The 18,479-nt window shown below is 73.1% G+C and carries 17 protein-coding genes; 6 read left to right on the forward strand and 11 right to left on the reverse strand.

From position 1 onward, the window contains the following. Positions 1–37 precede the first annotated feature (37 nt). The gene (locus tag AB0N84_RS11645) at positions 38–1,900 is read right to left on the reverse strand and encodes a sugar-binding domain-containing protein (protein ID WP_289459497.1); all 1,863 of its coding nucleotides are present in this window, start codon (positions 1,898–1,900) and stop codon (positions 38–40) included. Positions 1,901–1,952: 52 nt separating this feature from the next. On the opposite strand from AB0N84_RS11645, the gene AB0N84_RS11650 reads away from it, so the two are divergent. Beyond that, the gene (locus AB0N84_RS11650; RefSeq protein ID WP_289459498.1) at positions 1,953–2,978 is read left to right on the forward strand and encodes a LacI family DNA-binding transcriptional regulator; all 1,026 of its coding nucleotides are present in this window, start codon (positions 1,953–1,955) and stop codon (positions 2,976–2,978) included. Here the strand turns inward: AB0N84_RS11650 and AB0N84_RS11655 are convergent. From AB0N84_RS11655 to AB0N84_RS11695, 9 genes are all read right to left on the reverse strand, one after another. Beyond that, positions 2,954–3,751, reverse strand: coding sequence for an HAD-IB family hydrolase (locus AB0N84_RS11655; RefSeq protein WP_289459501.1), 798 nt, complete (start codon positions 3,749–3,751; stop codon positions 2,954–2,956). The genes AB0N84_RS11650 and AB0N84_RS11655 overlap by 25 nt on opposite strands. A gap of 276 nt (positions 3,752–4,027) precedes the next feature. Further along, complete coding sequence (locus AB0N84_RS11660; protein WP_289459502.1) at positions 4,028–6,439, reverse strand: glycoside hydrolase family 31 protein; 2,412 nt, start codon at positions 6,437–6,439, stop codon at positions 4,028–4,030. Positions 6,440–6,494: 55 nt separating this feature from the next. After that, positions 6,495–7,391, reverse strand: coding sequence for a carbohydrate ABC transporter permease (locus AB0N84_RS11665; RefSeq protein ID WP_289459504.1), 897 nt, complete (start codon positions 7,389–7,391; stop codon positions 6,495–6,497). Then, positions 7,388–8,353, reverse strand: a complete 966-nt coding sequence (locus AB0N84_RS11670) for a sugar ABC transporter permease (RefSeq protein WP_363546375.1) — start codon at positions 8,351–8,353, stop codon at positions 7,388–7,390. Before AB0N84_RS11670 ends, AB0N84_RS11665 begins: the two co-directional genes overlap by 4 nt. Positions 8,354–8,397: 44 nt before the next feature. Then, positions 8,398–9,708 carry an extracellular solute-binding protein gene (locus tag AB0N84_RS11675; RefSeq protein WP_363546378.1) on the reverse strand — a complete coding sequence of 437 codons (1,311 nt, stop codon included), beginning with the start codon at positions 9,706–9,708 and terminating at the stop codon, positions 8,398–8,400. A gap of 100 nt (positions 9,709–9,808) precedes the next feature. Next, positions 9,809–10,621, reverse strand: a complete 813-nt coding sequence (locus AB0N84_RS11680; RefSeq protein ID WP_289459509.1) for a fructosamine kinase family protein — start codon at positions 10,619–10,621, stop codon at positions 9,809–9,811. Positions 10,622–10,654: 33 nt separating this feature from the next. Further along, entirely contained in the window at positions 10,655–11,347 is a 693-nt protein-coding gene (locus AB0N84_RS11685; protein WP_363546382.1) for a response regulator transcription factor, read from the reverse strand. Continuing rightward, the gene (locus AB0N84_RS11690) at positions 11,335–12,543 is read right to left on the reverse strand and encodes a histidine kinase (RefSeq protein WP_363546385.1); all 1,209 of its coding nucleotides are present in this window, start codon (positions 12,541–12,543) and stop codon (positions 11,335–11,337) included. Before AB0N84_RS11690 ends, AB0N84_RS11685 begins: the two co-directional genes overlap by 13 nt. A 73-nt stretch (positions 12,544–12,616) precedes the next feature. Continuing rightward, positions 12,617–13,465 carry a LysR family transcriptional regulator gene (locus AB0N84_RS11695; protein ID WP_363546388.1) on the reverse strand — a complete coding sequence of 283 codons (849 nt, stop codon included), beginning with the start codon at positions 13,463–13,465 and terminating at the stop codon, positions 12,617–12,619. A 71-nt stretch (positions 13,466–13,536) separates the two neighbouring features. Between AB0N84_RS11695 and AB0N84_RS11700 the strand changes: the two genes are divergently transcribed. Together AB0N84_RS11700 and AB0N84_RS11705 are read left to right on the forward strand one after the other, a co-directional pair. Further along, entirely contained in the window at positions 13,537–14,445 is a 909-nt protein-coding gene (locus tag AB0N84_RS11700) for a DMT family transporter (protein ID WP_289459516.1), read from the forward strand. Between the two features lie 306 nt (positions 14,446–14,751). Continuing rightward, positions 14,752–15,231, forward strand: coding sequence for a GNAT family N-acetyltransferase (locus AB0N84_RS11705; RefSeq protein ID WP_363546392.1), 480 nt, complete (start codon positions 14,752–14,754; stop codon positions 15,229–15,231). Between the two features lie 28 nt (positions 15,232–15,259). On the opposite strand, the gene AB0N84_RS11710 is transcribed toward AB0N84_RS11705, so the two are convergent. Then, complete coding sequence (locus tag AB0N84_RS11710) at positions 15,260–15,997, reverse strand: GntR family transcriptional regulator (protein ID WP_363546395.1); 738 nt, start codon at positions 15,995–15,997, stop codon at positions 15,260–15,262. Between the two features lie 141 nt (positions 15,998–16,138). On the opposite strand from AB0N84_RS11710, the gene AB0N84_RS11715 reads away from it, so the two are divergent. From AB0N84_RS11715 to dhaL, 3 genes are read left to right on the forward strand one after another with little or no spacing between them, the layout of a single operon-like run. Further along, complete coding sequence (locus tag AB0N84_RS11715; protein WP_182047099.1) at positions 16,139–17,017, forward strand: class II fructose-bisphosphate aldolase; 879 nt, start codon at positions 16,139–16,141, stop codon at positions 17,015–17,017. After that, positions 17,014–17,802 carry an HAD-IA family hydrolase gene (locus AB0N84_RS11720; RefSeq protein ID WP_182047100.1) on the forward strand — a complete coding sequence of 263 codons (789 nt, stop codon included), beginning with the start codon at positions 17,014–17,016 and terminating at the stop codon, positions 17,800–17,802. Before AB0N84_RS11715 ends, AB0N84_RS11720 begins: the two co-directional genes overlap by 4 nt. Next, positions 17,799–18,428: a dihydroxyacetone kinase subunit DhaL gene (gene dhaL, locus AB0N84_RS11725; RefSeq protein ID WP_182047101.1), complete on the forward strand. Its 630-nt coding sequence runs from the start codon at positions 17,799–17,801 to the stop codon at positions 18,426–18,428. The genes AB0N84_RS11720 and dhaL overlap by 4 nt, the downstream gene beginning before the upstream one ends. Positions 18,429–18,479 lie beyond the last annotated feature (51 nt).

Genomic DNA, 18,479 nt, shown 5'->3' on the forward strand with positions numbered 1-18,479 from the left:
ACCGTTCCGATGGACCGCCTCGGAGCTTCCTAAGACGTCAGCGGCCGGTCACCGCCCGGCGGATCTGCTCGATCGGGACCTTCGGGGTCCGGTCCGCGTGGAGCAGGCCGTTCGTCTCCTGCATCGTGTCCGTCAGCTGCGTCCAGCACGACCCTGCCAGGAACGTGCTCGCCCGCACCCCGTCGTAGAGCGCCGTGATCCGCGCGACCCAGTCGTCCCCGTCGACCGCCGCCGTGTAGCCCCAGCCCTCGGTGCGCCGGCCGGCGGCCTGGTACCGGACGCCGCCGAACTCGGTGAGCATCACCGGCTGGCCGCGGTCGACGGCACCACCGACGAACTGGGGGTGTCCGGACGGGGCGAGGCCCTCGAGCGCGCGGGTGCGTGCCGCGTCGTCGCGGTAGGTGTCCGCGAGCACGGCGCCGTCGCCCTCGTAGTCGTGGATCGTCACGACGTCGGTGTCCTGCTGCTCCCAGCCGTCGTTCCCGATCACCGGCCGGGACGGGTCGAGGGCCCGGGTGAGGTCGACGAGCGCCCGCGCGTAGGCCTGCTGGGCGGGGTCCGAGACGACGTGCTGGATGCCCCACGACTCGTTGAACGGGACCCAGGTGACGATCGACGGGTGCGAGGCGTCCCGCTCGACGGCGGCGGTCCACTCCGCGGTGAGTCGACGCACGGCCGTGGGGGAGAACTCGTACGCCGCGGGGGCCTCGCCCCAGACCATGAGGCCGAGGCGGTCGGCCCAGTAGAGGAACCGCGGGTCCTCGATCTTCTGGTGCATGCGCGCGGCGTTGAAGCCGAGGGCCTTGATGAGCTCGACCTCCTGCCGGTGTGCGAGCGGGTGCGGTGCGGCCAGGTGCGACTCCGGCCAGAAGGCCTGGTCGAGCACGCTGCGCACCGGGTACGGCTGCCGGTTGAGCAGGAACCGGCCACCGCCGACGCCGACGCTGCGCATGCCGAGGTAGCTGGCGACGACGTCGAGCACGGCGCCGGACCCGTCCACCAGGGTGAGGACCGCGTCGACGAGCCGCGGGGTCTCCGGCGACCACGTCAGCTCGTCCTCGGCCTGGCCGTTGCGCTGCCGTGCGACCGGCACGATGACCTCGAGGGTCGGACGGCTGGCGGTGGCGTCCCACTCGGTCGTGCCGAGGTCCTCGTCGCGCTCGTCGAAACGGAGGGCGACCCGGAGCCGGGCACCGGCGGGCACCCGGCCGCGGAAGCGGACCGACAGCGCCGTCGACGCGGGGGAGGCCGGGGTCCACCGGAGTGCGTCGATCGCGGTGGTGGGCACGGCCTCCAGCCAGACCGGCTGCCAGATGCCCGTCGTCCGGCGGTACCAGATCGCGTGTGCCTCCTCGTGCCAGTCCTGCTTGCCGCGGGGCTGCGTGACGTCGTCGGGGTCGTCCTCGGCGCGGACGACCAGCACGTGGCCGGCCCCGTCGGGGGTCTCGGCGAGCAGGGCCGTGACGTCGAACGTGAAGGGAGTGTGCCCGCCCTCGTGCTCGCCGACGAACCGGCCGTCGATCCAGACCCTGGCACGGTGGTCGACCGCGCCGAAGTGCAGCAGGACGCGGGGTCGGTCGGCGCCGTGGCCGGCCCGCACGAGGTCGTCGTGGCCGATCGTCCGGCTGTACCAGACGACCGGGTGGAACCCGGGGTCCCCGATGCCGGACGCCGCCGACTCGGGCGGGAAGGGCACGGTGATGGTGCGCGGCGACGGCACCCCGGCGGCCCACCCGGCATCAGCCCCGGCGTCCTCGTCGTCGTGCCGGAACGACCAGGGCCCGCTGAGGTCGACCCAGTCGCGGCGGACCACCTGCGGCCGGGGGTACCGGCCGTCCTGCCGGCTGGCGAGGGGGACGGCGGCGACGTCGGCGGAGGACGCGGGGGCGACGATGCTCATGCTCCGGCAATTTACAGCGCTGTAAACAGATCGTCAACGCTACGGTGGGCGCGTGGGCCGGGTCACGCTGCAGGACGTCGCGGAGCACGCCGGCGTCTCGATGAAGACCGTGTCGAACGTCGTCCGTGGCTACCGGCACGTCAGCGACGCCATGCGGGCCCGGGTGCAGACGTCGGTCGACGCGCTCGGCTACCGACCGAACGTGACGGGGCGGAGCCTGGCCACCGGCCGCACGAACATGCTCGCGTTCGCGTTCCCCGACCTGCGTCGGCCGTACTTCGCCGAGCTCGCGCACGTCTTCTCGGAGGTGTGCGCGGCGCGGGGCTACCAGCTGCTGCTCGAGGAGACCGCCGGGGCGCCGGGCGGCGAGCTGTCCGCCGTCCGGGGGCGCGAGGCGGGGGTCGTCGACGGGGTCGTCATCCACCCGCAGGTGCTCACGCCCACCGAGATCGACCACGCACGGGGCGACACCGCGGTCGTGTTCCTCGGCGAGGACGTCCGGCCGGACGGCGCGGACCTCGTCGCGATCGACAACGTGCGGGCCGCGGCCGAGGCCGTCGCGCACCTCGCGGCCCTCGGGCGGCGCCGGATCGGGTTCCTCGGCCACGAGGTGGGCGAACAGTCACGCACCTCGGCCTTCCGGACGGAGGGGTACCGCGACGGCCTCTCCGCGGTCGGGCTGCCCGTCGACCCGTCGCTCATGGTCGCGCGTGCGGTCGGTGACGCCCGCGGGGCGGAGGAGGCCTTCGGCCGTGCCCTCGACGACGGACTCCGGATCGACGGGCTGCTCTGCCGCGACGACCTCGCCGCCGTCGGGGCCCTGCGGGCGATGCGCCTGCGGGGGCTCGAGGCGCCGCGCGACGTGGCGGTGGTCGGGTGGGACGCCATCGGGCTGGCCGCCAGCCTGGTGCCGAGCCTGACCTCGGTCGCGCCGGACACGGTCGCGCTCGCCGAGGCCGCGCTCGACCGGCTGCAGGAGCGCATCGAGGGACGCCCGGGCGAGGGACGGGCGGTGACGGTCGGCCACCGGCTGCTGGTGGGGGAGAGCGCGCCCTACCCGGACGGCTCGGTCGACTGATCCCCGCGGACCGTCGTCGGGCCGCCGTGCCGGGACGACGCCTCCGGGGCCTCCCGTCGGACCCGGCGTCGGGCCTCCCGGATGCTCGCGCGCTGCAGTCGCACCGTCGGCCAACCCGCCGCCCGCGCGTGCGCGGCGAGCCCCTGGTCCGGGTTGACGACCACGGGGTTCCCGACGAGGGACAGCAGGGGGATGTCGTGGCGGGAGTCCGAGTACGCCCAGCAGTGCGCGGGGTCCGCGCCGGTCCGGGCCAGGAGCGCACGCGCGGCGACCGCCTTGTGCTCCCCGTGCAGGAACGCCCCGTCGAGGCGGCCCGTGTAGGCGCCGTCCTCCACCTCGAACACGCTGCCCAGGGCGCCGGTCAGCCCGAGGCTGCGTGCGATCACCTCGGCCAGGAACGTCGGTGTCGCCGTGACGAGCCACACCTGGTGGCCCTTCGCGAGGTGCTCGCGGGCGAGGGCAGCGGTCTCGGGCCACACGGACGGCTCGGTGTGGCGGGCCCAGACGTCGTCGGACAGCGCCGCCATGTCGGCGACCGTGATGCCGGTGATCACCTCGAGTCCACGGGTCTGCGCGGCGGCCAGGTGCCGGTCGTTCTCGCCGCGGACCTTGAAGCGGGCGTGCTTCCAGCCGGCGCTGACGATGTCGCGCAGGGTGATGAGGCGGGCGGCGCGGAGTCCGCGCACGAGGTGGAACGCGCTCGCACCGTGGACGAGGGTGTTGTCCACGTCGAAGAACGCGAGGACCGGGGTGTCCGCCTGCTCGTCCGCCACCGGACCAGGGTAGGCGACGGGGCCGCGGGCCGCGACCGGTGGTCGGGCCTGCCGATCGGGGCGGGGTGCCGGCCGGGGCGGCTGCCGGCTCGGTCTGCGACGTTCCGCGTGTCGATCGACGCGCGGCATGTCGCTCGGTGCGCACGCACCCGGTGCGCGTGCATGGTGCGACATCGCACGTGTCGATCGACGCGTGCGATGTCGCACGGCGTGCCGCCGCCGCGGGACCGCAGCACGTGCCGCCGCCGCCGGACCGCAGCCGCGCAGCAGCCGCCGTCACCGCTCCCCGGGGTGCACGCTCCCGAGCAGCTCGACCAGGGCGCTCCGCAGCGACCCGGGCAGCCCGACGGTCTCGAGCTCGGCGATCCGGTCGGCGCGGGGTGCGTCGCGGTCGACGACCTCCCACGCGGTGAGCTTCTCCGCGTTGCCCGCCTGGGCACCCTCGAGGAGCTCCCGTGCGGCGTCGCGGGCGTCCACACCGATCGCGGGCGCCCCCGCGAGGGTCAGGACCGCGCCGGCGTCCGTCGCGACGTCCAGGTCGACCGAGAACCGGTCGGCCGACACCGCGTCGACCTCCTGCCCGGCCGCGGGCGCCCCGAGGAACGTGACGCGCCACCGACGCCGGGCCGGCACGCTGCCGAGGTCGCCCTCGGCCGGGTCGATCCGGAACACGGCGGCGTCGTGGTCCCAGGTGAGCGTGGTCCGGCACACGCCGCCGTCCGGCTCCGTACCGGTGCCGGTCCCGGTCCCGGTGCCGGTGCTGGTGCCGGTCTGCTCCTCCCGGTCCTCCACGAGCGTGAACGTGCCCGGGGCACCCGGGGCGACGAGCACCTCGAGCGCGGCGGGGTTCACCGTCGCGTCCGACTCGTCCGGCGCCGCGAGCGGCAGGATCCCGCCCGCACGCAGCAGCACGGGGATCGTGCCGAGCCCGCGGTGCAGGTCGACGAACCGGTCGCCCGCGTACGTCGTGCCCGTGAAGACGTCCGTCCACGTGCCCGGCGGCAGCCAGGCCCGCGCCCGGCCCCGCAGCGTCACCGGGTCGCGCGGTTCGACGATCGGGGCCACGAGCAGCTCCGACCCGAAGGCGTACTCGTTCGGCACCCGGTACGCCTCGTCGCGGTGCGGCTCGAGGTGGTACACCGGCCGGACGAGTGCGGTGCTCGCGGCCGCTCGGTGGTTCATGGTGTGCAGGTACGGCACGAGCCGGTGGCGGAAGCGCAGGGCCTCGCCCATCGCGGCCCGGGGCTCGGCCGGGAACAGCCACGGCTCCTTGCGGATGAACGGGTTGTTCGCGGAGTGCAGCCGCATGATCGGCGAGAAGACCCCGAACTGCACCCAGCGGGTGGCGAGCTCGTCGTCGCGCACTCCGCGGGTGTGGCCGCCGATGTCGTGGCTCCACCAGGGGTACCCGACGTTCGCGGCGGTCGCGGTGAACTCGGGTTGGAACGCGAGGGAGGCCCACGAGACGACGGCGTCCCCGGAGAACCCGACCGCGTACCGGTGGCTGCCAGGACCCGCGTACCGCGAGAAGGTCATGCCGGCCCCGCCGTCGCGCGCCGAGTCGAGCAGGTGGAAGTGGTTGAGCACCCAGAGCGGGTCGACACCGGGCATGCCGGAGGTGCGGCCCTGCTGCCAGTCGATCCACCAGAAGTCGACGCCCTGCTCCTCGAGCGGCCGGTGCAGGTGCTCGAAGTACGCGCGGAGGAAGACCGGGTCGGTGGGGTCGAACGCGACCGTCTGCTCGGTGTCGGGGTCGATCCCGGTCGCGGCCGCCATCGCCGGGTAGGCGTCCTCGAAGGCCCGCACGCCGTCGGCCGGGTGCAGGTTGAGCGTGGTCCGCATGCCGCGTCGGTGCAGCTCGGCCAGGAACGCGGGCGGGTCGGGGAAGAGCGACGGCTCCCACGAGTACCCGGTCCAGCCGTTGCCGAAGCGCGGCGGCACGGAGTCGACGCGGTGCCAGTCCATGTCGACGACCGCGACCGAGAAGGGCAGGCGTTCCTCGGCAAACCGGTCGAGCAGCGCCGTGTACGACTCGTCCGAGTACGGGTGGTAGCGGCTCCACCAGTTCCCGAGCGCCCACCGGGGCAGGCGCGTCGGTGGTCCCGACACCGCGTGGAACGCGCGGAGGGCCTCGTCGTAGTCGCGGCCGTACGCGAACACCTGCACGTCGCGGCGACCCGGCACGCGGCTACCGACCCACCCGTCGTCCTCGAACAGGAACGAGTCGCTGTCGTCGAGCGCGACGATCCCGTCGCGCGCCAGGACGCCGGACTCGAGCGGCATCCGCCCGTCCACGTCGTCGAGCGTCCTGCCGGTGCCGCCGAGGTCGCGGGGCTCCTGGCCCCAGCGCCACCGGTTCGCGTCCGCTCCCGAGGTCTCGACCACCAGCCCGGTCGCCGAGAACGGCCGGCCGTCGTACCGGAGGGTGGCCCGGTCCGTGGTCACCTCGACCCCGTCGCCCCGCCGCACGACGGTGTACTCGGGCACCGGCAGGCGCCGTCGTACCGCGAAGGTCGAGGCGCGGTCCTCGAAACCGCCGTCGTCGCTCCACTCGATGCGGAAGAGCCCGTCGCACAGCACGGTGATCCGCCAGTGGTCGCCCTGCACGACGGCGTCGCCGTCGGCGACCGGGTCGGAGCCCGGGAAGGGGCGGATGGTGGGCAGGGGGCCGTCGGTGGGGGAGTGCACGTCGGTTCGGTCCTGTCTCGGCCGTTCCGGCCGGTGTCGGTACGGGAGGCTCGGGTCAGCTCTTGACGGCACCCTGCGTCACGCCGCTGATCACCCAGCGCTGCGCGAACAGGTAGACGACGATCGTCGGAGCCATCGCCATGAGGTACGAGGCGAACGCCACGTTGTAGTTCGTGCCGAACTGGCTCTGGAAGATGTTCTGCACGACGGGCAGCGTCTGCAGCCCGGGGTCCGCGGTGATGAGCGACGGCATCATGAAGTCGTTCCACGAGGCGAGGAACGCGAAGATGCCGACGGTTGCGTTCATCGGGCCGAGCAACGGCAGGATGACGCGCCAGAAGATCTGCCACGTCGAGGCACCGTCGATGCGTGCGCTCTCCTCGAGCTCGACCGGGATCGAGCGCAGGAACGCCGAGTAGAGCAGCACGCTGAACGACAGTTGGAACATGGCGTGCAGGATCGCGACGCCGACCGGGCTGTCGAGCGAGATCATCGCGGTGAGCTTGATCTGCGGCAGGGCCACCACCGGGAACGGCAGGAACATCGCCGCGAGCAGGTAGACGAAGGACCAGCGGAAGAAGCGGCGGTGCCAGTTCCGCACGATCGCGTACGAGGCGAGCGAGCTGAGGAGCAGCGTCGCGACGACGGTGAGGGCGGCGACGCCGAGCGAGACCGAGAACGACACCGGGAAGCGGGTGAGCGTCCACGCCTCGGCGAAGCTGGCGGGGTTGAACGGGAACGGCAGGGACAGCGCGTTGCCGTCGACGGCCTGGGCGCTCGTCTTGAACGCCATGGCGACGGTGACGTAGAGCGGGACCAGGACGGTGAGGGACGCGATCGCCAGGACGATCGTCAGCGGGACGTCGACGCGACCGAGCCGGCGTCGGCGGGGCTGGTCGGGCGTGGTGCGTGCGGCGGCGGTCGCGGGGGACCGGGTGTCGATGGCGCTCATGCGAGTCGGAGGTTCCTTCCGCGGGTCACTGCGAGCTGCAGGACCGAGATGAGGACGGTGATGACGAAGAAGACGGTCGCGTTGGCCATCTGGTAGGCGTAGTCGCCGCTCGTGAAGCCCGTGAAGATGGTCATCGCGACGCTGCTCGTCGCCGAGCCCGGTCCGCCGTTCGTCAATCCGACGATCACGTCGTAGGCGCCGAGGTAGCCCTTCACGCCGAGCACCGTGTTGATGACGATGAAGCCGCCGATCAGGGGCAGCGTGATCGACCGGAGCTGCTTCCACGCGCCGGCGCCGTCGAGCGAGCTCGCCTCGTAGACGTCCGTCGGGATGGAGGTCAGCCCCGCCGTGTAGACGAGCAGGGCACCCGGGATCGTCTGCCAGGCCGAGACGATGACGATCGCGAGCCAGGCGAGGTCCGGGTCGCCGAGGATGCTCTGCTCCAGCGGGCCGAAGCCGACCGCGGTCGCCAGGGCCGGCAGGGTGTTCGAGAACAGGAAGTTGAAGACGTAGGCGACGATGATGCCGGAGACGACCATCGGGATGACGAACACGGCGCGGAGCCCGCTCGCGAACCGCACACGCTTCGTCAGCGCGATGGCCAGTGCCAGGGCGATCACCTGCGTGACGATCACCGTCACCACGGCGAAGCCGAGGGTGAAGCCGTACGAGCCGAGGATCGCCGGGTCGGACACGAGCGCCCGGTAGTTCTCGAGCCCGAGGAAGTGCCACTGCCCGAAGCCGAGGTAGTCGGTGAAGCTGTAGAAGACGCCGACGCACGCGGGGGCGACGACGAACGCCGTGAACAGCACGAGGGCGGGCACGAGGAAGAGGTAGTAGACGCCCTCGGTGCGGCGCAGCGAGCCGACGCGTCGGTGCACGCGGGACGCGACGGTCGCGGGTCCGGGGCGGGGTCCACCGGTGTCCGGTGTGCCGGGGGTCAGCGGGGTCTGGACGGTCATGAGCGCTCCTGGGGTCCTGGTCGGCGGTGCCGGGGTCGCGGCGGTCAGACCGTCGCCGAGCGGCCGGCGAGGCGTCGCCAGTCGGTGTCGAGCCGCCGCAGCATCGACTCGAAGTCGCCGCTGCGGATCGCCGTCTGCAGGTAGTTGCCGAGGGGGATGGAGGTGGGGATGAAGGTGCCGGCGCCCTGGTAGAAGTCGCCGCTGTCGACGTACTGCTGCAGGCCGGCCACGCGCTCGTCGGTCTGGGGAGCCGCGTCCTCGGTCGTCGCGAACGCGAGGTTGTCGAGGTTGTAGGCGTTGATGACGTCGGGCTGCATGAGGAACTCGACGAGCTCCCGGGCCTCGTCGAGGTGTGTCGTGGTCGTGGGGATCCAGAGCCCGAGGTCGATGTTGACGCGGGCCTGCCGGTCGTCGGGGTCGTCGGACACGGGGAGCGCGAAGGTCCCGACGGGCAGGTCGGGGTCGACGAGTGCGATCTGGCTGAGCGCCCACGGCCCCTGCAGGTACATCGCGACCTTGCCCCGTCCGAACGCCAGGTTGCCGTCGGCGTAGGAGCGGGTCGCGTGGTCCGGGTTGAAGAACGTCGAGATCGTCTTCGCCCGCTCCATCGGCACGGCGAAGTCGCGCTCGAAGGAGACCTCGGCGTCGGGTCCGACGTCCGTGCCGAGCGCCTTCATCTTGCGGAAGAACGTCCCGGTGTCGACCAGGCTCCCCACGGAGTAGTCGAACAGGCCCTGCCACAGCGTCCAGGTGTCGCGGTCGGTCGCGTACACGGGGGTGACGTCCGTCTTCGAGAGTGCCGTGCAGACGTCGACGAACTCGCTCCAGGTCGTCGGGACCGGGAGGTCCTGCTCGGCGAAGATCCGCTTGTTGTAGATGACGCCGGCGGCGGCGAGCGAGAAGGGCAGGACGCTGGTGCGGTCCTCGAAGGTGGCGTACTGGTTCGTCAGGCCGTCGATGCTCTTCCGGACCCTGCCCGCCGACGGCAGGTCGCCGAGGTCGCGGAGCACGCCGCGCTCGATGTAGCGGGCGAGCTCGAGGTTGTCGTTGAAGCAGCCGACGTCCGCCGGTTCGCCGCGGACGAACTGCGGCGCGATGGCGGTCGTGCTGTCGTGGACGACCCGCAGGCCACGGTGCTCCCGCTCGAACCGCCGGAGGAGGTCGTCGAAGTAGGCGATGACCTCCTGCTTCTGCTCGTAGAAGCGCAGCGTCGTCCCGCCCGCCGCCGCGGTGCCCGAGGACGGCGCCGAACAGCCGGTGAGCGCCAGCGCGCCGAGGCCGATCCCGCCCGCGGCGCCCGTGAGGAACCCGCGGCGGCTGAGCGCCGCACGTGCCGTCGTCCTGCTGGTGACCATCGTTGCTCCCTCTCGCGCTCCGTCGCGCTCGCTCTGTTTTACAGCGCTGTAAACGCAAAGTCAACGAAACGACGAGCAGTGCTCACCCGCACGAGGGCCCTCAGGCGTAGCGGCGTGCGGCGCGCAGTGCGTGCTCGGTGTACGAGCCGCCGAACAGGAACACGTGCAGCAGCAGCGGCGCGAGCTGGTGGAGCTCGACGCGCTCCTGCCAGCCGTCCGCCAACCGCGACTCGGCGTCGTACCCGGCGAGCACCGTCTCGAGCCGGGGGAGCCCGAACAGTGCCAGCAGCGCGAGGTCGGTCTCGGCGTGCCCGCCGTGCGGCGTCGCGTCGATGAGCACGGCGCCGGTCGGCTCCGAGGCGTCCGTCGGCCACAGCACGTTCCCCGCCCAGAGGTCGCCGTGGATCCGCGCCGGTGCGTCACCGACGAGCGCGGGCTGCGGCGAGCCGAGGGTGCCGTCCTCGAGCCGGTCGGCCACGCGGTCGAACACCGCGGCCTCGGCGGCGTCGAAGCCACCGCGGTCGACGATGCGCTGCACGAAGTCCCGGATGCGGTACTCGGCGAAGAAGGCGCCCCAGGTCGCCGGTGCGTCGGCGGCGCTCGTGAACGGCGTCCGCGAGCGGCCCATCCGCAGGCCCCCGCGCGTCGGGAACCCGGGCGACGGCGCACCCCAGTGGGCGGCACCGGCCGCGTGGGTCCGTGCGAGCGACCGTCCGAAGCGCTCGGCCTGGGCCCTCGTCGGGCTGCCGTCCTGGATGCGCTCGAGGTGGAGCACGGTCGGCTCCGGGTGGTCGAGGACGCGGGCGATCCGGGTGCCGCCGGTCTCCTCGGCCTCGGCGAGCCAGGCCAGTCCGGCGGCCTCGGCGGTCGCCTCGTCGGGGTCGCGGAACGTCTTCACGTGGATCTCGGGCACGTGCCCATCCTGCCGACGGCGCTCGTCGGGCGTTCAGGCTCCCCGGCCGGCGGCGTGCACGACCAGGGCGAGCTGCACCCGGTTGTCGACGCCGAACTTCTCGTACACGTGCCCGACGTGCGTCTTCACGGTCGCCAGGGTCACGAACAGGTCGGCGGCGATCTGCGCGTTCGAGGCGCCCGCGGCCACGGCGAGCGCGACCTCGGTCTCCCGTTCGGTCAGGGTCGCCAGGAGCCGCCGTTCGTGTGCGCCGTCGGTCGGGGTCGCACCGGCGCCCGGCCCGGAGCCGTTGCCGGCGGCGACCGCGATCACCCGGTCGAGCACGGACGGCGACAGGATCGACCGTCCGGCGGCCACGGCCCGGACCGCCTCGACGAGCTCCTGCGGTGGTGTGTCCTTGAGCAGGAACCCTCGGGCGCCCCGGTGCAGGGCGCCGAGCACCAGCTCGTCGTCCTGGAACGTGGTCAGCACCAGCACGGCGAGCTCCGGACGCTTCCGGAGTTCCCGCTCGGTCGCGACCAGGCCGTCGCACCGGGGCATGCGGATGTCCATCAGCACGACGTCCGGTGCCGCCGCGGCGATGACGTCCTCGGCCTCCAGCCCGTCGCCGGCGTCGCCCACGACCTCGATGCCGTCGCCCCCGCTCAGGAGCAGTCGGAGACCGGCCCGGACGAGGTGGTCGTCGTCGACCAGGACGACGCGCACGGCCGCGGTCACGCCGTCCACGGGAGCACCGCCTCGACGACGTGCGTGCCGGATGCGTCGCGACCGGCGGAGAAGGACCCGCCGAGGAGCCTCGCCCGCTCGGCCAGCCCGCGCAGGCCGTGCCCCGCCGGAGCCGCGCCGGGCGTCGCCGTGTCCTGCTCGGCACGGTGCGCCGTCGGGTTCGTCACCCGGACCCGGAGCGCCGGCCCGCGCACGACGTCCACCGCGACGGTGACCGGCTGCCCGGCCGCGTGCCGCCGGGCGTTGGTCAGGCCCTCCTGCACGACCCGGTACGCCTGCCGGCCGACGGCGTCCGGTGCGTCGGCGCTCGCTGGGTCCGTCGTCGCCGTGACGTCGGCGCCCGAGTGACGCGCTTCGTCGAGCAGGGCCGGCAGGTCCCGCAGCGTCGGCTGCGGGGGTGCGGTGCCCGTCGTCGCGTCGGCCGGGTCACGCAGCACGCCGAGCACGTCGCGGAGCTCGGTCAGCGCGGAGTGCGCCTCGGCACGGACCACGCCGGCGGCCTCGACGGTCTCCTCGGGGGAGAGCGAGCGACCGCGGTACTCGAGCGCCCCGGCGTGCAGGGCGACGAGGGAGAGCCGGTGCCCGAGCACGTCGTGCATCTCCCGGGCGAGGTGCGCGCGCTCCTGCTCGCGGGCCCGGTCCTCGCGGAGCTGCTGGTCCCGCTCGAGCAGGGCGGCACGTTCGCGCAGCCCGTCCAGCAGGGCCCGCCGCTGCCCGATGGCGATGCCGATCGCGACGAGCAGCGCGGTGCACACGACGGCCGCGATCGCGACCTGCCAGAGCGGGGTCGGCTCCTGGTCGGGGAACAGGTCCTCGCCGGCCGTCGACGCGGCGACGAGCGCAGCGCTGCCGATCGCGATCTCCAGCGGCCGACGACGGGTGACGAGCGACACGAGGGCCAGCGCGGCCGCACCGACCGCGAGCGTCGAGACGGTGCTGGCGGCGACGACGAGCACGCCGACGAGGAGCGGTGCGCGGTGACGGAACGGTACGAGGACGACGGCGACGACCCCGACGGCGAGGTCGACGAGCAGATGGGCGCCGAGGCGGCTGTCGCTGATCGTGTCGACCTCCGTCGTCGACCAGACCGTGGCGAACAGGAACAGCCCGACGAGCACGACGACCACGAGCCGCCACGTCTCGGCCCAGACGCGGCGCGCGACGGGCACGGGCGGGCGGATCACGGTCGTCGTCATGCCCTCGAGCCTAGGAACACCGGGGCCGGCGCGGATCGTCCGAAGGTCGGAGAAGCGGAGGGGGGGTGGGCCGTCAGACCGCGTCGACCAGTGCCTGCGCCAACGGGTGCCACGGACGCGACGCCGGTCCGCTGAGCACCAGCGTCCGCACGTACCGCGGCTCGACGGGCAGCATGACGAGGTCGTCCGGCAGCATCACGCGCCCGAGCGACGGCACGATGGACACCCCCTCGCCGCGCTGGATCATGCCGAACATCGTGCTCATCTCCCGGACCCGGTGCGCCCACCGGAACGGCTGCCCGGCGAGCTCGTGCATCCGCTCGATCTGGTGCTCGCAGCCACCGCCGCCTGCGACCAGGCCGTCCTCGTGCAGGTCGTCCAGGCTCATCGACGCCGTCCCCGCGAGCGGGTGGTCCCGCCGGACGACCGCGCCCATCTCGTCGCGAGCCACGACGACACCGCCGTCGGGGACCGGGGACGGGTCGACGAGCACCGCCGCGTCCACGGTCCCGGCCTCGAGCCACTCGGCCATCTCGTCGTCGTCGCCCTCGTAGACCTGCACGTCGACGTCGGGCAGCGTCACCGCCCACAGCTCGCGGAGCCGCGGCAGCAGGCCCTGGCAGACCGTGGGGACGGCGGCGAGGCGCACCGTGCCGCGCGCCGTGGCGGGCCGCACCACGGCCTCCAGGGCGTCGACGGAGGCGACCACGCTGCGGGCGTGCGCCAGCATGCGGTCGCCGAGCGGGGTGACGACCGCCGCGCCGCCGCGGCGGACGACGGCCCCGCCGACCTCGCGCTCCAGCCCCGCGACGGCGTGCGACACCGCGGACTGACCGACGCCGAGCGCTGCGGCGGCCCCGGTGAACGAGCCGGCGTCCACCGTGGCGACGAACGCACGGAGCTGTGGGACGGAGAGGGTCATGCGTCTCCTTCATGGGGTCATGCGGGTCATTCGTTCGACACATGGGCCGGCGGTGGTCGATGCTAGCGCTCGTGAACGCCCTCCTCTACGTCCTGGTCGCCCTCACCTGGGGTTCGAGCTTCTTCTTCGCGAAGATCGGGCTCGAGGGGCTCGCCCCGCAGCAGGTGGCCACCGTCCGCACGGTCCTCGGAGCCCTCACGCTCGTCGTGGTGCTGCTCGCGACCCGTCGACGGTGGCCGCGCGAGCGGCGGGTCTGGGGACACCTGTTCGTCGTCGCGGTGTTCCTCAACGCCGTGCCGTCCTCGCTGATGGCGTGGGCCGAGCAGACCGTGCCGTCGGGCCTGGCGAGCATCTACAACGCCACGACGCCGATCATGACGCTCCTCGCGCTCGCGGTGCTGGTGCCGTCGGAACGGCTCAGCCGCCGCCAGCTCGGCGGCGTCGTGCTGGGGATCGTGGGTGTCCTCGTGCTCGTCGGTCCGTGGGACCTGGTCGGCGACCCCGCCGTGCTCGCCACCGTCCCCGGCCAGGTCGCACTGCTCGGCATGACCGCGTCCTACGGCATCGGACTGGCGTGGCTCCGGCGCTTCGGCGTCGGCAGCGGGCAGGACCCGACGACGGTCGCGACGGTGCAGCTCACCCTGGCGGCGCTGCTCATGCTGCTGGTCGCGCCGGTCATCGCGACCGGGCCGGTGGACCTGGACTGGAGGATCGTGGCCGCGATGGTGGCGCTCGGAGCGGTGGGCACGGGGCTGGCCTACGCGTGGAACACGCGCCTGGTCGGCGCGTGGGGCGCGGGGCGTGCCTCGACCGTGACCTACCTGACGCCGGTGGTCGGGGTGGCACTCGGGGTCCTCGTGCTCGGGGAGCCGCTGCGGTGGAACGAGCCCGTGGGTGGGCTGGTGGTGCTGCTCGGGATCGCGTTGGCGTCCGGGGTGCTGCGCGGGCGGCGCGGCCTGCGGGCTGCGGCTGCAGCCTGACTTCCCGTTCCGCTCGGGTGGGGCTGCGATCGGGACTGCTGCGTGCGGCCCGCCCGAGCGCGGCCCGCGGCGTGGGCTGGGGCGGGATGGGCTCAGTCTGCCGCGCTGGCCCATCGCTGCCCGTTCTTTCCCAGAGCGGCTGCGGTGGAAGGCGGAATCGGGCGTTCCTGGCGGGAACGGAAGCCGAGGTACGCCTGGATCGACCAGTTGTGCACGAGTTGACCAGGTACGCCCGGAACGGTCAAGTACGCCCGGAACGGCGATGTACGCCCGCACGGACCGGGTACCCAGCACTACGCTCGCCCCGTGCTGACGATCGAGACCGTGCATCCCGACGAGCCCGTCGCCGAGAGCATCCTCCGCCGGTACACCACCGAGGTCGCCTCCCGGTGGTACGGACGGCCCGCGACCGAGGACGAGGTCGACCAGGCCCTCCGCGACGAGCCGTCCGACGACCTGACGGGCACGACCGGTGTGCTCCTGGTCGCACTCGACGACGACGGCGAGCCGGTCGGGTGTGCCGGTGCGCGCTTCCTCGGGGACGTCGCAGAACTGACCAAGGTGTTCACCCGCGGCGAGGCCCGGGGACGGGGCGTCGGCAGGCAGCTGGTCTCGGCCGTGGAGCGGGCGTGCGCGGAACTGGGCATCGAGGTGGTCCGTCTCGACACCCGCGGGGAGCTCGCCGAGGCGTGTGCCCTGTACGAGCGGCTCGGCTACCGGCGGGTCGGACCCTTCAACGACGAGCCGTTCTCCGACCGCTGGTACGCGAAGCAGGTGGACCGGTAGCGCTCGCGGGCGCTGCGGAGTGGTCGGGTCAGGGGCGCGTGTAGTCGAACTGCAGGCGCATCCGGTCGCCGCGGAAGACGATCGTCGAGTACTCGAAGGTCGTGCCGGCGCGGTCCGAGATCACGTCGGTGAGCTGCAGTGCGGGGTCGCCGCGGCGCAGTCCCAGGAGCGTCGCATCCGCGTCGGCGACCGCGACGGCCTCGAGCCCCTCGGCGACGTCGTGCATCGCGAGGTCGAAGGCGTCCTCGAGGACCACGCAGAGCTGCTCGCCGACCACGTCGAGCGTGTCGAGCGTCGGCGCGAGGGTGGCTGGCACGAACGACCGGTGCACGCTCAGCGGCTTGCCGTCGACCGAGCGCAGGCGGACGATCGCGAACACGTCGTCGTCGCGGCCGAGCCCCAGACGGTCGCGCACGCGGGTCGGCGCCGGGCCCCGGTCGATCGACACGAGGTCGGTGCTGATGTCGTACCCGAGGACCTCGAGCTGCTCGCGGATGCCGCGGTACGCGGGGGACACCGCGTTGATCTTCTCCGGCGCGACGAACGTCCCCTTGCCCGGGACCCGTGTGAGCAGGCCGTCGGTGGTGAGCTTGGTGAGCACCCCCCGCACCGTCATCCGGCTGGTGCCGTAGTACCGGTTCAACTCGTTCTCGGACGGGATCCGCTGGCTCGGTGCCCACTCGCCGCCGGTGATCTTCGCGGTGAAGATGTCCTCGAGCTGCTGGTAGATGGGCACGGCGGAATCGCGGTCCACCTCGTCGAGCACGGTCCACCTCGTTCCCTGCGCGGATGCACATCCGGTAGCCGCTCATGATACTTGTCGAGTCCGGTATAGACAGGTACAGTCCGAGCAGTCGTCGACGGAGACGACATCCCACGACGCAACGACGCAAGTGAGGACCCAGGCATGGACGTGTCCACCAGGACGTTGACCAGGACCGCACGGGACGGCGGGTACGCGGTACCGGCCGTGAACGTGTTCGACGAACTGAGCATGCGGGCGGTGGTCGCCGCGGCGGTCCGCACGAGCGCTCCGCTGATCGTGCAGATCTCCGTGAAGACCGTCCGCAGCTCGGGGACCGCCTTCACGACCGACCTCTTCCGAGCGCTCACCCGCGACGTCGCCGTGCCGGTCGCCCTGCACCTCGACCACTGTCCCGACCGGGCGGTGCTCGACGACGTGATCGCCGCCGGGTGGTCGAGCGTCCTGTTCGACGCCTCCGACCGGGGCCTCGACGACGCGGTGCGCGAGACCGGCGAGGTCACGGCGGCCGCCCATGCCGCCGGTGTCGACGTGGAGTCGGAGATCGAGAACATCCTCGGTGTCGAGGACGGGGTCGGCAGCGACGAGTCGCGGCACGCGTACCCGGTCGAGCAGCTCGCCGAGGTCGCCGAGCAGACCGGTGCCGACCTCCTGGCGCCCCAGTTGGGGACGAGCCACGGACTGTACAAGGCGGACCCGGTCCTGCTCCCCGAGCGCGCGGCCGAGCTCGCGCGACTGACCGACCGCCCGATCGTCCTGCACGGCGGCACGGGTCTCGGCGAGCAGGACTTCCGGGCGTTCATCGACGCCGGCGTCTCGAAGGTGAACATCTCGACGGCGGTGAAGCACGCGTACATGCGGGCATCGCTCGCCCACCTGGAGCACGCCCGTGACACCGACTCGTGGGACCCCCCGAAGCTCGTCGCCGCGATCGAGTCCGCCGTCACCGACGTCATCGCGGAGCACGTCGCGTGGTTCGGCGCGGACGGCAAGGCCGACGACAGCACGGCGGGTCGGCCGTGACCCGCGCGCTGGTCTTCGACTGCGACGGGGTCCTGGCCGACACGGAGCGCGACGGGCACCTGCCGGCGTTCAACGCGACCTTCGCGCACTTCGACCTGCCCGTCCGGTGGAGTGAGGAGGACTACGCCGAGGTGCTGCGCATCGGCGGCGGGAAGGAGCGGCTGGCGTCCCTGCTGACGCCGGAGTTCGTCGACCGTGCCGGGCTCCCCGCCGATCCCGACGGACAGCGCGCGCTCGTCGCGGAGTGGCACGCCGAGAAGACCCGGCGGTACACGGCGATGGTGCGCGACGGCGTGATGCCCGCTCGACCGGGCATCGCCCGGATCGTGCACGAGGCCCACGACGCCGGGTGGCTGCTCGCGGTGGCGTCCACCTCGGCCGAGGCATCCGTCCGCGCCGTCCTCGAGCACGCGGTCGGCGACGACGCCGCGACCTGGTTCCGCGTGTTCGCCGGCGACGTCGTACCGCGCAAGAAGCCGGCACCGGACGTCTACGAGCTGACCGTCCGCGAGCTCGGCGTCGACCCGGCCGACGTGGTCGTCGTCGAGGACAGCGCCAACGGGCTCCGTGCAGCGCTGGGCGCCGGCCTGACCACCGTCGTCACCGTCAGCAGCTACACCGCCGGCGAGGACTTCACCGGGGCCGCGCTCGTCGTCGATCGACTCGGCGACCTGCCCGACACCCCCGCCCACGTCATCGCCGATCCGGCCCACGTCGAACCGGACGGCCAGGTCACGCTCGACACCCTCACCCAGCTCCCGAACCCGACCGGAGGACCACGATGACCACCGCCGCCACCACGCACCTCGAACAGACCGTCCGGCTCATCGCCACCACCTGCGTCGAGAACGAGACGTACTTCAGCGACCTCGACGCGGTGGCCGGCGACGGCGACTTCGGGTACTCGCTCGCCCGCGGGTTCGAGAACGTGCTCGAGGGGTTCGACGGCTACGACCGTTCCGATCCCGGCACCTTCCTCCAGCAGGTCGCGATGACGATGAGCAGCAGGATCGGCGGCACGTCGGGGCCGATCTGGGGGACCGCGTTCCTCCGGGCGGCCGGGGTCGTGAAGGGCCGTGAGGACCTGGGGGCCGACGACGTCGTCGCGATGCTCCGAGCCGCGGTCGAGGGGATCAAGAAGCGCGGCGGTGCCGACCTCGGCGACAAGACCCTCCTCGACGCGATCGTGCCGATGACCGACGCCATCGAGGCCGACGCCGCCGCCGGTGCGGACGGCACGGCGATCGCGCGCCGCGCGGCCGAGGTCGCACGACAGGCCGCCGACGCGACCTCGGCGCTCGAGGCGCGCCGTGGTCGGGCCTCGTACACCGGCGAGCGCAGCATCGGCTCGCCCGATCCCGGCGCCGTCGCCGTGGCCGTGCTCGCCGAGCGCGTCGCTGACGACTGGTGACGAGCGACGCCACCGCACGGCCTCCCGCAGGACCCGAGCACCACCACCGCA

The organism is Curtobacterium sp. NPDC089185 (assembly GCF_040685235.1).
Taxonomy (GTDB): Bacteria; Actinomycetota; Actinomycetes; order Actinomycetales; family Microbacteriaceae; genus Curtobacterium; species Curtobacterium citri.

Excerpts from the sequence above, each read along its gene's own strand:
- AB0N84_RS11645 (WP_289459497.1), bottom strand. The coding sequence starts at position 1,900 with ATGAGCATCGTCGCCCCCGCGTCCTCCGCCGACGTCGCCGCCGTCCCC.
- AB0N84_RS11665 (WP_289459504.1), bottom strand. The coding sequence starts at position 7,391 with ATGAGCGCCATCGACACCCGGTCCCCCGCGACCGCCGCCGCACGCACC.
- AB0N84_RS11670 (WP_363546375.1), bottom strand. The coding sequence starts at position 8,353 with ATGACCGTCCAGACCCCGCTGACCCCCGGCACACCGGACACCGGTGGA.
- AB0N84_RS11675 (WP_363546378.1), bottom strand. The coding sequence starts at position 9,708 with ATGGTCACCAGCAGGACGACGGCACGTGCGGCGCTCAGCCGCCGCGGG.
- AB0N84_RS11690 (WP_363546385.1), bottom strand. The coding sequence starts at position 12,543 with ATGACGACGACCGTGATCCGCCCGCCCGTGCCCGTCGCGCGCCGCGTC.
- AB0N84_RS11695 (WP_363546388.1), bottom strand. The coding sequence starts at position 13,465 with ATGACCCTCTCCGTCCCACAGCTCCGTGCGTTCGTCGCCACGGTGGAC.
- AB0N84_RS11715 (WP_182047099.1), top strand. The coding sequence starts at position 16,139 with ATGGACGTGTCCACCAGGACGTTGACCAGGACCGCACGGGACGGCGGG.
- dhaL (WP_182047101.1), top strand. The coding sequence starts at position 17,799 with ATGACCACCGCCGCCACCACGCACCTCGAACAGACCGTCCGGCTCATC.